Genomic DNA, 14,433 nt, shown 5'->3' on the forward strand with positions numbered 1-14,433 from the left:
GGAGGGGCGCTGCGAAGCGCCCCTCCCCTTTCCGTGCGCTCGCCGGCGTCACCTCACCGCCGGGCGGGCCGCACCGTGACGTCGGCGGCCTTGACGAAGGCCACCCGGTGCCCGAGCTGGATCTGGTAGTACTCCTCCTCGCCGCGGACCACCACGTGGTTCGCGGGGTCGAAGGTCTTGGCGTAGTAGTACTCGCCCTTCGTCCGCAGCCCCAGCGCGTACGTCTGGCCCGCCTCCACCGTGTACGGCAGCGGCGAGATCGCCTGGGCCGGGATCCCCTCGGGGTAGGCGGAGGCCTCCGGATAGGCGCGGCCGTAGACGGGCACCGGCCCCGCGCCCTCCTTCGGGGTGACGACCAGGCCGCGGGAGGGTACCGCGGTCGGGGCGCCGGCGGGGTTGTGGAACCACGCCTTCTGCCCGAGGTACCAGATCGCCGTCCACTCGCCCCGGCGCTCGGCCACCGCGTACCGCTGGCCGGTCGAGGCGCGGGCGCCGGTGTCGTTGACACCGGTGGTGGAGTCAGCGCCGCCCGGCCGCAGCCCGGCGTCCTTCACCAGCGGCGCGTCGGCGCTCGGCCCGGTGTGCAGCCGCACCGCGCCCGAACCGTGCGGCGGGCAGGGCTGCCCGGAGGCGTCGCAGCGGGTGTAGAGGGGCTTGTGCTCGTCGTAGTCGGGCCGGATGGTCACCAGCTCCGAGCCCGGCCCGGCCGTGGGGTGGAAGGGCGCGCCCAGCAGCGTGAAGTAGTGCTGCCAGTCCCAGTACGGCCCCGGATCGGTGTGCATCCCGGGGATGTGGGCGGACGTCACGCCCGGCACGTTGTCGTGCCCGATGATGTGCTGCCGGTCCAGCGGGATGTCGTACCGGTGGGCCAGGTACCGCACCAGCCGCGCCGAGGTGCGGTACATCGCCTCGGTGTACCAGGCGTCGGGGGCGGTCAGGAAGCCCTCGTGCTCCAGGCCGACCGACTTGGCGTTGACGTACCAGTTGCCCGCGTGCCAGCCCACGTCCTGGGTGGGGACGTGCTGGGCGATGTGGCCGTCAAGGGCGCGCAGCGAGTAGTGCCAGGAGACGTACTTCGGGTTCTGTACCAGGCTCAGGGTGGTGTCCCAGGTCGCCTCGGTGTCGTGCACCACGATGTAGTCGATCTTCTGCGACGCGGGGCGGTCGGCCTTGTCGTGGTTGCCGTAGTTCGGCGAGCCGTCGGGGTTGGCGTACTCCTCGTACGGCGCCGGGATCCACTCGCACGAGACGGACTTCGGGCACTCCACACGCCCGTCGCGCGCCGGGGACGCCGGGCGCAGCCCCGGGCCGTCCAGCTGGGCGGTCCTCGGGGCCAGGTCCGGGTCGCCCTCCAGCACCACGCGCTGTCCGGAGTCGGTGGTGCGCCGCTGGCCCTTACGGATCACGTCGAAGACCTCGTCGGCGAAGACCCCGGCCGCCCGCGCGTTCCCGGAGCCCGGGTAGCGCGCCACGGCCCCGTACCACTGGGCGGGGTCGTCGCTCGGCGGAAGCCCCAGCTCCCGCTGGGCGGCGGCCAGCAGCGCCGCACCGCCGGCGACGTTGGCCGCCGGATCCCGCCGTAGCTCCTCCTCGTCCAACCCGGTCAGCTCGGCCGCCCGCTCCAGGGTGCGCAGCCGGCCGGGCAGGTCGGCGGGATCGGGCAGCGCGTCGGCGACTCGCCTGGTTTCGCGGGCGGTGTCGCCGCGGGCGTCCTCCGCGCCGTGGCTGTGGTGGGGATCCTCGGCCAGGGCGGTGCGCGCGTCGGTCAGGTGCATGGGACCGTAACCGCCCGAGACGCTGGGGGCACCGCGGTGGCCGTCCCAGCGGGACTGCAGGTACGACACCCCCAGCAACACGCTCTCGGGTACCTGGTAGCGGTCGGCGGCGCGGGCGAACGCCTCCTGCAGCGAATCCGGCTCCCGCCCGCCGGCGTCGGCGGTGGCCGGGAGGAGGGGCAGCAGCAGGGCGGCGACCGAGGCCGCGGTGAGCACCCGCAGCCGCCGGCGGACGAAACCGCGCGAGGGCGCCTGCGGATGGGCGGGGACGGGTCCTGGCAAGACGGCCTCCTGAGGGGTACGCCGCGTCCGAGCGGCACGGGACTGCCCACAGGGGTATCGGTCGGCCGACGATCCGTCAACGACCGCGAGGCAAGCGATCGCTGGCGGGTTTCCCCACGTCAGAGGCCATACGGGGGAGTCTTCACCCTGAGGCGGGCCCGGACCTGCGCGGCGTCACAGGTCCAGCCCGGTGACGCTCCGCCCCCTCACAGCGACCTCACAGCCCCGGACTTCCCCTGACCGGCCCCGGCCCCGACCCGCGCGGCACCGCGCGGGCCGGTCCGTCAGCGGGTGCCCACCGCCGCCCGCACCGCGCGCCGGGCCATCGCGCAGTCGTCGTGCAGACGGCGCAGCAGCAGCCGCTGCTCCTCGCCGGCACTCAGCAGACCGGTACGGTCGCAGCCCGGGGCCGGCCCCGGATCCCGCATGGCGCGCTGCACGGCCGTCTCGCAGGCACGGACCTCCCGGGTGAGGACGAGCAGCAGATTCACCAGGAAGGCGTCCCGCGCGTCGCGGCCCCCGGCCTGGGCGAGCCGGCTGATCCGGCGACGGGCCATCGGGCTGTCGCCCAGCACCGACCACAGGGTGGCCAGGTCGTAGCCCGGCAGGTACCAGCCCGCGTGCTCCCAGTCCAGCAGCACCGGGCCGGCCGGGGAGAGCAGCATGTTCGCCGGCAGGGCGTCACCGTGGCAGAACTGCGCGCGGCCGCCGCCGCGCGCCAGACCGTGGAGCAGCTTGCCCAGATCGCCCAGGTCGCGGTCCGTCAGCAGTCCCAGCCCGTGGTAGCGGGCGATCCGCACACCGTAGTCGACCGGAGCCCCGAAACGGCCCGCGGGCGGCTGCCAGGCGTTCACCCGGCACACCGCGCCCAGCACCGCGCGCAGATCGGCCGGCGACGGGGGCTCCAGCGGATGCCGCTGGAGCGCCATCGGACGGCCCGGAGCCCGCTCGGCGACCAGGACGCAACCGTCGGGGTCGGCGGCGATGAGCCGGGGTACCCGTACCGGCGGCCGGTGGCGCACGAAGGTGCGGTAGACCGCTATCTCGTGCCGGAACCGCTCGACCCGCGCGGGCGAGTGGTCCAGCAGGCACTTGGCGACCGCGGTGCCGCGGCCGACGGTGCCCGCCAGCAGCACCGAACGCCCGCCGCGGCGCAGCACCTGCACCGGCTGGAACTCCGGGCAGACCCGGTGCACCGAGGCGATGGCGGTGCGCAGCCGCCCGTCCTGCGGGCCGGACGGGGCCGGCCTCCCGGCGGCCGGCGGTCCCCCCGCGCCGGGCGCCCGGCGCGGCCGGGGCAGACCGGCGACCGCGGGCGGTGTGCGCACCGGCTCGGGGCGGACCATGCCGTACTGCGGTCGCGGACGCTGCCGGACCGGGGCCGGCACGGGAGACGGTGTTGGATTCATGGACGAGCCGGATCCCTTCGTGCGCCGACGGATTGCCGCGCCACCCGGCCGGCCGGGGCGTGCCGCACCCTGGGGAATGCGGAGGCCCGTGAGACCGGACGGGGTGGCGCGTTCCTACAGCACACCCGGACACGGGTGGCACACCATCTGGCGGACCCTGGCGAACCCTGGCGAATGCCCGCGCGCCCCTTCGGGGGCGATCGGCGAGGGCTACTGTCGAGGCAGCCGAGAACCTGGGGGCTTCGACGTGACCAAGGGACCCAACACCCGCCTCGCGGACCTGTTCGGCCTCACCGGCTGGTCCAAGGGCGAACTCGCCCGGCGCGTGAACCGGCAGGCGGCGGCCATGGGCCACCCGCAGCTGGCGACCGACACCTCCCGGGTGAGGCGCTGGATCGACATGGGGGAGACCCCGCGCGACCCGGTGCCGAAGGTACTGGCGACCCTGTTCACCGAGCGACTCGGCCGTGTCGTGACCATCGAGGACCTCGGGTTCGGCCGATCGGGGCAGGCAGGCGGACGGCAACCCGTCCACGGACTGCCGTGGGCCCCCGAACAGACCGCCGCGGTCCTCACCGAATTCACGGGAATGGACCTCATGCTCAACCGACGCGGCTTGGTGGGCGCGGGCGCCGCGCTCACCGCAGGACCGGCGCTCAGCAGCGCTCTGTACGACTGGCTCCGGACCGACCCGGCTCCGGCGGGAGCCCTCCGGCCCGGAGGCCCTCCGCCCGCCGTCCCCGCCTCATCCGACCGCTACGAGGCCGTGCCCGTCGGCTCGGAGGAGGTCAAGTCCCTGGAGCACTCCGTGGAGGTCTTCCGCGCCTGGGACGCGGCCCGCGGCGGCGGCCTCCAGCGCAAGGCGGTGGTGGGCCAGCTCAACGAGGTGGGCGGCATGCTCACCTACCGCCACCCGCAGCACATCCAGCGGCGGCTGTGGGGGGTGGCGGCCAACCTGGCGGTGCTCGCCGGCTGGATGTCCCACGACGTCGGCCTGGAGCCCACCGCCCAGAAGTACTTCGTCATCGCCGCGCACGCGGCCCGTGAGGGCGGCGACCGGCCCCGCGCCGGGGAGGCCGTCTCCCGGGCCGCGCGCCAGATGGTGCACCTGGGCAAACCCGACGAGGCCCTGGACCTGATGAAGCTGGCCAAGGCCGGCTGCGGCGAGGAGACCCTGCCGCGCACCCGCGCGATGCTGCACACCATCGAGGCCTGGGCCCAGGCCTCGATGGGGCGCGGCCAGGCGATGCGGCGCACCCTCGGCCGGGCCGAGGAGCTGTTCGTCTCCGACCGCGGGGACGTGCCGCCGCCCAGCTGGATGCAGCTGTTCGACGAGGCCGATCTGCACGGGATGCAGGCGCTGGCGTACCGCACCCTGGCCGAGCACGACCCCCCGGCCGCGAGGACGGCCGAGAAGCACGCCAAGGAGGCGCTGCGGCTGCGGGAGAAGGGCCGCGAGCGGTCCAAGATCCTGGACTACATCTCCCTCGCCTCGGCCTGCTTCATCGCCGACGACCCCGAGCAGGCGGACCGCTACGCGCGGCTGGCCCTGGTCACCATCGGCAACACCTCCTCCCACCGCACCTGGGACCGGCTGCGGGAGATGTACCGGCTCACCGGACGGTACGCCGGGTATCCGAAGGTTGAGGACCTGCGCGAGGAGATCGCGCTCACCCTGCCCACGGCCCCCGGGTCCCCCGGCGCGAAGGCCGCCGTGCCCGCGCCCCGGCTGGCCGGGGGCGGCGCGGCGGTGTAGCGGCGGACGGGGCCCGGCGGCCCTCCGGCCGCGGGACGCCCGGGCGTCCCGCGGCCGCCGTTTCGCGCACCGACCGTGCGCGCGGACTCGGCGCGGCGCCGCGGTCCCGGTATCCTTCGGCGGCCGGAGTGACCGCTTTCCGCACGCCGCCGGGAACCCGCGGGAGGACCCCGGACGAACGGGGGGCGAACCCGCGGTGACCGGCCGGAACGCCGGAGAGCGGAAATCCCGTTGCCAGTCCCTCGCCCCGCACCGGATGCTGACCTTATGTTCGCCGATTCCGTCGATTCCGACATAGCGCCCAGCGGTACGCTGCTCGGCCTCCTCCAGAGGGGCCGCGGCGACGGCACGCTGCACGCTCTCGCGGCCCCGCGTGCCGAAGCGCTCGCCGCGCTGAGTCACTGCCTGCGCTGTGACCCCCGGCGCGACTGGCGGCTCGAGCACCGCTCCCTGTACTACGCACGGCTCCACGTGGAGCTGGACGCCGGGCTCGACGACATCGAGGAGCACCTGTTCGGCCCCGACGACCTCACCGACACCGGCGAGGAACGCACCGGACTGGCCCTCTCCGTCCTCGGGCACCTGACCTCCTACGGCGACAGCCGCGCGCTGCTGCTGCTGCGCCGCTACGCCGCGCGCGGCGCCAACTGGCGCTGGGCCCTGGACGAACTGGCCGTCCGCGACGACGACGCCGGCCTGCGTCCGCTGGGCCCCGCCGTCCTGGCGCGCTTCCCGCACACCCCCGAGGGCGACGCCGAACTCGCGGCGGCCGTCCGCGACGCCTTCGAGCCCAGGCCCTGGCGGCTGTGGGCCGAGGACCCGACCCGCCCCGAACAGGGCGAACGCCTCGGGCGCGCCCGTGAGCAGGGCTCCTTCGGCCGCTGGCAGCGCCAGATGAGGCCGGCCGGGCCGCGCCCCGGCTGGAGCGTACGCGCGGTGCTCGACTGGGCACAGGAAGGCGACCGGATCCTCTCCGCCGACCCCGTTGGCGGACCGCTCTCCGCCGTGCCCGGAGCCTCTCCGGGCCGCGACCCGCTGCACCGCGAGGCCGCCGCGGCCCGGTGTCTGGCCGCCGTCGCCGGGCCCGATGACCGCCCCGAACTGCTCGACGCCGCCCGGTCAGGCCCCGACATCGCGCGCGCCGTCGCCCTGCGCCACCTCGCCGAGCGCGGCGACCCCGCGGCACTCGACCTGATCGAGGCCGCCGTGGCGGAGCAGGCCCCCTCCACCCCCGCGAGCGTCCCCTTCGGCACCGCCGCCCGGGCCGCGCTGGAGGCCCTCGCCCGGATGCGCGGGGCCGCCGCGCTGGAACGCGCCCGCCGGTGGGCGCGGCGCGAGGACGCCCTGGGCACGGCGGCCGCCGCGCTGCTGGCCTGCCACGGCACGGAGCGGGACGCCCCCCTGGTGCTGGCCGCGCTGCGCCGCGCCGTGTGTGCCGAAGGGCCCGACTGCGACGGTCTGCGGCCGCTGGTCGACGGCGCCGGCCGGCTGGCCGTGCACCGCGCCGCCCCCCTCCTTCGGCACGTCTACCGCGAAACCGCCTCCTCCCAGCTGCGCGGCCGGGCGGCCCGCGCCCTGGCCGCCACCGACCCCGCCTTCGCGGCGGGCTTCGCCATCGAGTGTCTGTGGGACTGCGAGGAGTCCACCCGCGAGATCGCCGCCCGCCACGCCGCCACCGGCGACACCCGGGTCGTCGAGCGGCTGCGTCGGCTGGCCGCCGACCCGGCGGAGGAGGAGGGCGTGCAGAGCGCGGTGCGCGGCCGGCTCGACTCCGACGGCGCCGCGGCCCGCTGATCCGGCGGCGCGGGCCTTGTCGGCCGGGGCGCGGCGCACCGCCCCGGCCGACAAGGCCCGCGCGGGCCGGGCGCATACCCGCCGTTTCGATCTTTGTCGGTGCCAGCGCCTAATCTGTGCCGTGTGACCACAGCAGTATCCGCATCGTCCCCCGGCGCCGGGCGGCCCGCACCCGGCCCGGCCGCCGACGAGGGCCTGGCCCGGCGCCTGCGGGCACTGGCCTGCACCGCGCCCCTGCACGACCTGGACGCGCGCAAGGCCAACCTGGCCGGGGAGTACGGCACGTACTCGATGGCGGAGGTGGCGCTGGCCGCCATCGACCTGGTCACCCTGCACATGGATTTCGACACCGGCGCCGACCACGAGGAGATAGTGGCCCGGCTGCTGCCGCGGGTCGCGGCCCAGGCCCCGCGGCGGCCCGCCGCCGAGCACGAGCGCGTCGCCCGCTGGGTCCTGGAGAACCTGATCAACGTCGGCAGTGTCGACCGGGGCTTCCGCGCCGTCTACGGCACCTTCGGCCCCGACGGCGAGTACGTACGGCGCGACTACGACTTCAAGCTGATCGAGGAGGTGCCGGGGCCGGGCGGAGGCGTGTACCTGCGCACCACCGACGAGGCGGTCAACGTCCTGGTCGGAGCCCTGGACACCGACGTCACCAGCGCGCAGATCGCCGCCGAGGTCAAGCTTGAGGTGCTGGTCAGCCGGGGCCGCCTGGCCGACGCCCAGCTCGCCGCCGAGCAGGCCCGCTACCGCACCGTGCAGTACGCCGAGACGCTGCGCCGCACCCTGGAGGCCACCCGGCGCAACGTCCGCGCGGTCGACTGGCTCAACGCCGTCCCCGACATGATCGCCGAGGCGCTCGACCACGTCGCCGACCGCTACCGCCACGAGAACGCCATCCTCACCAACATCCGCAGGGCACGGGACGAGGCCCCGGCCGACAAGAACCCCGACCACAAGCTGCGCGCCGCCGAACTGGTCGACATCGTCAAGGACTGCATCCGGCGCCACACCCAGCTCCAGTCACGGCTGCTGGAGGCCGGACCGCTCTTCCGCGCCGAGCAGGACCGGCAGGCGTTCGCCCCGCCCGCCGCCGCCATCGGCCTCGACCTGTACGGGCAGCTGCTGGCGCCCCTGCTGCCGCTGCCGGTGGAGCGGGCCGGCAAGGTCACCGACGCCTTCTTCGCCCGCGGCACCGGGCTGCGCACCCCGGCGGCCGTACGGTTGGGGGACCTGACCGAGATGCTGCTCACCCCGCCCGCGCCCCGCGAGCACCTGGGCGCCGAGATGCCCGAGCCGGATCTGGTCGCCACCCCCGACGACAGCCGGTTCAGCGAGGAGCAGATGGAAGCCGCCCGGGAGCTGCTGGAGCTGCCCGCCGACGCCCCGCGCCGGCTGTCGGGCCTGCTGGCCGAGGCCCGCCGCCGCGACCCGGAGCTGCCCTATCTGGTGGCCCTGCTGGCGGTGCACGCCGCCAGCCCGCCGGTCGGCACCGCCTACCGGCAGGGCGAGCGGCGCCTGCTGTTCGCCGTGGACGACGGCACGGAACTGGACGACCCGGAGTTCGGCGGCGCCGACCTCGTGGTGGGGACGGCCCTGCTGGACGCCGCGGGCATGGCGGCCGACCGTACGGAGGTGGCATCTTGAACGAGTACGGCCCATACGGCGGTCACAGCGGTCACAGCGGTCACGCCGGTTACGACGAGCAGGACAGGCCGGACGGACCCGGCGGGCCCGGAACGGAAACCGCACCGGAGTCCGCGCAGCGGCCCGCCGCCCTCGCCCCGCCGGACGCCGCCGACGCCGCCCGGCTGGTCTCCTTCGGCCTCCAGCCCAAGCTGCTGCCCGCCCGCGACGCCGAGTACGCGCAGCTGCTGCGCCGCTACCGGGAGGAGCCCGCCTTCGCCCGGCTCGCCGACGCCGTCGCCACCGGCCTCGGTCTGGTCGTGCTGGAGGTCTCCCCGCGCGCGGGGATGGCCGTCACCGCCGCCGAGGACTCCGTCTTCGCCGTGCGCATGGGCGACTACGCCCGCCGCGCCACCTCCGACTCCACCGACCGCTTCCTGCACGGCCTGGCCCACCTGGCCGTCGCCGCCCTGTCCTTCCCCCGCCCCGAGGACCTGGCCGACGACGGCTACGTCGGCAGGATCTCCGTCAACGGCGTGGACGCCTTCGTCCGCCAGGCCTGCCGGAGACTGGAGGAGCGCGCCGAGAAGGAGGGCGAGAACACCGACCCGGCCAGTGACGCGCCCGGTCTGGAGGCCGCCTGGCGGGTGTACACCCGGCGCAGCGCCACCGGGGCCACCAAGGACTCCCGCCGGCTGGCCGGCTCCACCACCGGGATCGTCGCCAAGGCCGCCGCCTTCCTCGCCGACTCCGGTTTCCTCCAGCGCACCGGCGACGACGCCGGGGGCACCTACCGCACCACCGCCCGCTACCAGCTCCAGGTGCGCGACATGGCGGGCAGCGCCGCCATGACCGAGCTGCTGGAGCTGGGCGTGGTGCCCGTCGGCGACGGCAGCGCCACCCTGCTGCCGCCCCCCGACCCCGACGCCCTCGAACCGGCGGCCGACGCCGGACTGCCCTTCCACAGCTGAACCCCCGTCCCCAGCGACGCCAGAGCAACGAGAGCCCCGCCGCCATGTACGAGCTGTCCCGGATCCGCCTCTACTCCATCGGGCCCGCCGGTGCGCGCTACGCCGACACCGTGCTGGACCTGCGCGGGGTCGGCGAGCCGGTGCCCAGCCCCGCCCCCGCCCAGGCGGACTTCTTCGAGGACGAGCCGATCGGCCCGCCGCGCCGCCCCGCGCCCGCCGGAGTGCTCTTCCTGGAGAACGGCGGCGGCAAGTCCGTCCTGCTCAAGCTGATCTTCTCGGTGATGCTGCCCGGCCACCGCAACACCCTCGGCGGCGCCAGCTCCGGCGTGCTGCGCAAGTTCCTGCTGGCCGACGACTGCGGGCACGTCGCCCTGGAGTGGCAGCACACCCTCACCGGGGAGACCGTCGTCGTCGGCAAGGTCAGCGAGTGGCGCGGCCGCCAGGTCTCCAGCGACCCGCGCAAGTTCGCCGAGGCCTGGTACAGCTTCCGGCCCGGGCCGGGCATGAACCTGGACTCCCTGCCGGTGGCCGAGTCCACCGCGCTGCGGCCCGTCGCCGAGGGCACCTCCGCCGCCCGCGGCCGGCGCCGCACCATGAAGGGCTTCCGGGACGTCCTGGTGGAGACGGGCAAGGCCTACCCGAACCTCGACGTGGTCTGGGAGGAGGTCCACGAGCGCTGGAACGAGCACCTGGGCCACCTGGGCCTGGACCCCGAACTCTTCCGCTACCAGCGGGAGATGAACGCCGACGAGGGAGAGGCCGCCGGCCTGTTCGCCGTCAAGAACGACTCCGACTTCACCGATCTGCTGCTGCGCGCCGTCACCGACACCCGCGACACCGACGGGCTGGCCGACCTGGTGCACGGCTTCGCCCACAAGCTCGGCCGCCGCGCCGAACTCACCGCCGAGAAGGACTTCACCGCCGGGTCGCTGGACCTGCTGCGCCGTATCGACGAGGCCGCCCGGCACCGGGAGCAGGCCCGCGCCGTCCACGCCGGAGCCGAGCAGCGCACCCGCACCCTGGCCCGGCGGCTGTCCGCCCGCGGCACCGAGGAGCGCGGCCGCGCCGCCGAACTCGCCGAGCGGGCCGACCACGCCGCCCGGTCCGCCGCCGCCGCCGAAGGCGAACGCGAGCGCGCCGGGCTCGTCGCGGCCGAACTCGCCTACCGCCACGCCTGTCTGGCACTGGCCGCCGGCGAGAGGAGCGCCGCCGCCCAGCGCCGGGAGCTGAGCGACGCCCGTACCCTGCACGCGGCCTGGCAGGCGGCCGAGACGGTGCTGGCGCACCGCGCCGCGGCCGACCGCGCCGCCCGGGTCGCCGCGGCCATCCGGGAGGCCGAGCGCGACGCAGCCCCCGCGCTGGCCGCCCGCGCCCGGGCCGCCACCGACCTGGTGCGCGCCCTGCACGCCGCCGCGGAGAAGGCCGAGCACCTCGCGGCCGAGGAGGAGGAGCGCTCCACCGCCCTGCAGGGCGAGGGCGAGGCTGCCCACCGCGACGCCACCGCCGCCGCCACCGAGGCCCAGCGCGCCCGCAGCGAGGGCGAGCATCTGCGACAGCGCCTGGCCGAGGTCGAGCAGGAGACGGCCCAGGCCGTACGCGCCGGCTGGCTGGACGGCTCCTCGCCCGACGCCGACCCGGCCCGCGCCGCCCTGGCCGCCAGCGACGCCGAGAAGGAAGCCGTCGCCGCCTGGGAGACCGCGCGCGAGAGCGCCCACCGAGCCGCCGACCGCGCCCGGGAGACGGCCGCGGCCCGCTCCCGCGCCGAACTGGCCGCGGCCCGCGCCGCGGACGCCGCCGAGGCGGCCGGGAGCGCGTACGCCGCCGAGCGGCGCGCCGCCGAGGCGCTGGGCGCCGAGGAACGGCTCGCCGAACTGCTGGGGCTGCCCGGCGGACAGCGACCGGCGGCTTCCCCGGAGCACGGTCCCGCCGGCCCCGGCCCCTCCGGCGCGCTGGACGCCGAGGGGCTGGACCGCAACGCCGAGACCCTGCGCGAGCTGCTGGAGGAGTCGGTCGCCACCGCCGAGCGCCAGCTGTTCGACCTGCGCACGGCCGCCGCCGACGACTCCCGCATCCTCGGCGCCCTCGGCGACGGCGGACTGCTGCCGCCCGGCCCCGACGTCCTGGCCACCGTCGAGTACCTGGGCGAGCACGGCATCCCCGCCCTGCCCGGCTGGCGCTACCTCGCCCAGTCCGTGGACCCGGCCGACCACGCCGCCGTCCTGGCCGCCCGGCCCGAGCTGGTCGACGGTGTCGTCATCACCGACCCCGAGAGCCACGCCCGGGCCCGTGAGGTCCTGGCGGGCGCGGCCCTGCTGCCCCGCTCGGCCGTCGCCGTCGGCACCGCCGCCGCGCTGCTGGCGCCCGTCCCCGCACCCGGCGGCGAGAGCGCCGGAGCCCTGGACGGCTCCGGCGTGTTCCTCGTGCCGCCCAACCCGGCCATGCACGACGAGTACGCGGCCGACGACGAGCGCCGCCGGCTGCGCGAGCGCGCCACCGCCCGTGACGAGGAGATCCGCTCCCTGGCCGCGCGGCTGTCCGCCGACCGCTCCCTGGCCGCGCGGATCGCCTCCTGGCGCACCGGCTGCCCGCCCGGCCGCCTGGCCGAGCTGGCCGCCGGGGCCCGGGCCGCGGCCGAGGCCGCCGAGACCGCCCGGCAGCACCTGGAGGAGACCCGCGCCGCCGCCGCCGAGGCCGAGGAGAGCGCCGCCGAGGCCGCCCGCGTACGCGAGGAGAGGCAGGAGCGCGCCCAGCAGGCCCGCCGTTCCGCCGACGCCCTGGCCGGACTGGCCTTCCGGCTGCGCGAGCGCGCCAAGTGGCAGGCCCGGCTGCGGGAGTTGGCCGACGAGGCGGCCGAGGCCGAGGCCCGGGCCGGCGCCTGTCTGGAGCGGGCCCGCGCCGCCGACGAGGACCGGCGCGCGGCCCAGCGCGCCGCCGACGACGCGCGCCGTACCGCCCGCGCGCTGCGCGCCGAGCGCGCCGAGATCGCGGGCGCCCCCGACACACTCGACACGGCCGACGGCTCGGACACCGACGCGTCCCCCGCCGGTCCTCCTGCCTCCCTGCCCGCCCTGCGCGAGGCGTACCGGGCGGCCTCCCAGCTCTACGAGAAGGTCGGGGTCGGCGCCGACCTGCGCGCCGAACAGGCGCGTGCCGAGGGCGACGAGAGCGCCGCACGCGCCGCCCTGGACCGGCTCACCAACAAGGTCCGCACCCGAGCCGCCCAGCTCCTGGAAGGCCCCGACGGCGCCGACGGCCCCTCCCGGCAGGCCGCCGCGGCCCGCGCCGAGACCCTGGTCCAGATGCTGGAGTCCCGTGCCTCGACCGCCAGCGAGCAGCTCGGCCGGCTGCGCGGCGAGGCCGAACGACTGGCCCCCGGCGAGGAGCGGGACGCCTACACCGACCTGCCGCAGGATCTGGCCCCCGCCGACGCCGAGCAGGCCCAGACCCTGCTGCGCGGCGCCAACACCGAACTGGCCGCCCGCACCGGCGAACTGGAGGCAGCCCGCGCCGCCCACGCCGAGCTGCTGCGCGCCCAGCGCGCCGCCGAGGACGCCGCCGGGGCCTTCGACGAGCTGGCCGCCATGCTCCGCGACCTGCTGCGCGATCCGCACGGCGCGGGCGGCACGGGCCCGGAGGAGGGCGGGGAGCGGCCCGAGCCGTACGCCGGCGCCCTCGACCAGGCCCGGCAGGCGGCCGCCGAGGCCCGCCGCTCCCTGCGCGGCTGCGCCGCCGACCTCACCGCCGCCGAGTCGGCCGTGCGCGAGGCGAGCGACGTCCTGGTGCGGCACGCCAACTCCACCCGCTACGAGCAGGTGCGCACCCCCGCCCGCCAGCAGATCCGCGAACTCCCGGCCGCCGCCCTGCCCGACCACGCCGCCTCCTGGGCCGCCGCCTTCGAGCCCCGGCTGCGCGTCCTGACCGACGAGCTGGAGCAGCTGGAGCGCAACCGGGACAGCATCGTGGACCGGCTGCGCGGCCTGGTGGAGTCCTCACTGGCCACCCTCCGCTCCGCGCAGCGCCTGTCCAGGCTCCCCGGCGGTCTGGGGGAGTGGTCCGGCCAGGAGTTCCTGCGCATCCGCTTCGACGACCCCGACCAGGCCGCCCTCACCGAGTGGCTGGGGGAGGTCATCGACGAGGCCACCCGGGCGGCCGTCCGCCGCAACTCCGACCTGCGCCGGGACGGCATGACACTGCTGCTGCGAGGCGTCCACGCCGCTCTCCGGCCCCGCGGGGTGTCGGTGGAGATCCTCAAGCCCGACGCGGTGCTGCGCGCCGAGCGGGTGCCGGTCGGGCAGATGGGGGACGTCTTCTCCGGCGGCCAGCTGCTGACCGCGGCCATCGCCCTGTACTGCACGATGGCCGCGCTGCGCAGCAACGACCGGGGCCGCGACCGGCACCGGCACGCGGGCACGCTCTTCCTCGACAACCCCATCGGCCGGGCCAACGCCACCTATCTGCTGGAGCTCCAGCGTGCGGTGGCCGACGCGCTGGGCGTCCAGCTCCTCTACACCACCGGTCTGTTCGACACCACGGCGCTGGCGGAGTTCCCCCTGGTGATCCGGCTGCGCAACGACGCCGACCTGAGGGCGGGGCTGAAGTACATCAGCGTCGAGGAGCACCTGCGGCCCGGGCTGCCCAGGCGGGATCCGGAGTCCGAACCGGTCCACGGCGAGATCACCGCCACCCGGATGTTCCGCCGCCCCGACGCCGCCGCAGGCCGGACGCAGGAGGTGCCCCCCTCCGTCCCGGCGCCGACCGCCCCCGGTGAGGGGACCACCACGGCGAGCGCCCCGGGCGCCTCCGGCTGAGGCCCCCGGGCC

The 14,433-nt window shown here is 76.4% G+C and carries 7 protein-coding genes; 5 read left to right on the forward strand and 2 right to left on the reverse strand.

Going from position 1 to position 14,433, the window contains the following annotated elements; translation table 11 throughout:
• Positions 1-53: 53 nt before the first annotated feature.
• Both BM237_RS15405 and BM237_RS15410 read right to left on the reverse strand, forming a co-directional pair.
• Entirely contained in the window at positions 54-1,997 is a 1,944-nt protein-coding gene (locus BM237_RS15405; RefSeq protein WP_425443700.1) for an N-acetylmuramoyl-L-alanine amidase, read from the reverse strand.
• A 344-nt stretch (positions 1,998-2,341) separates the two neighbouring features.
• Positions 2,342-3,466, reverse strand: a complete 1,125-nt coding sequence (locus tag BM237_RS15410) for an aminoglycoside phosphotransferase family protein (RefSeq protein WP_093850209.1) — start codon at positions 3,464-3,466, stop codon at positions 2,342-2,344.
• Between the two features lie 247 nt (positions 3,467-3,713).
• Here BM237_RS15410 and BM237_RS15415 point away from each other — a divergent pair, with 247 nt between their 5' ends.
• The 5 genes from BM237_RS15415 (at position 3,714) to BM237_RS15435 (ending at position 14,421) form a co-directional block, all read left to right on the forward strand.
• Positions 3,714-5,222 carry a DNA-binding protein NsdB gene (locus tag BM237_RS15415; protein WP_093850210.1) on the forward strand — a complete coding sequence of 503 codons (1,509 nt, stop codon included), beginning with the start codon at positions 3,714-3,716 and terminating at the stop codon, positions 5,220-5,222.
• 267 nt (positions 5,223-5,489) lie between these two features.
• Positions 5,490-7,016, forward strand: a complete 1,527-nt coding sequence (locus BM237_RS15420) for a hypothetical protein (RefSeq protein WP_093850211.1) — start codon at positions 5,490-5,492, stop codon at positions 7,014-7,016.
• A gap of 123 nt (positions 7,017-7,139) precedes the next feature.
• Positions 7,140-8,663 (forward strand): hypothetical protein, encoded by a 1,524-nt coding sequence (locus BM237_RS15425; protein WP_245793640.1) that lies wholly within the window; start codon positions 7,140-7,142, stop codon positions 8,661-8,663.
• Positions 8,660-9,613, forward strand: coding sequence for a hypothetical protein (locus BM237_RS15430; RefSeq protein ID WP_093850212.1), 954 nt, complete (start codon positions 8,660-8,662; stop codon positions 9,611-9,613). Before BM237_RS15425 ends, BM237_RS15430 begins: the two co-directional genes overlap by 4 nt.
• 44 nt (positions 9,614-9,657) lie before the next feature.
• Positions 9,658-14,421: a hypothetical protein gene (locus BM237_RS15435; RefSeq protein ID WP_093850213.1), complete on the forward strand. Its 4,764-nt coding sequence runs from the start codon at positions 9,658-9,660 to the stop codon at positions 14,419-14,421.
• Positions 14,422-14,433: the final 12 nt, after the last annotated feature.

This window comes from Streptomyces mangrovi (assembly GCF_900114215.1).
Classification (GTDB): Bacteria; Actinomycetota; Actinomycetes; order Streptomycetales; family Streptomycetaceae; genus Streptomyces; species Streptomyces barkulensis.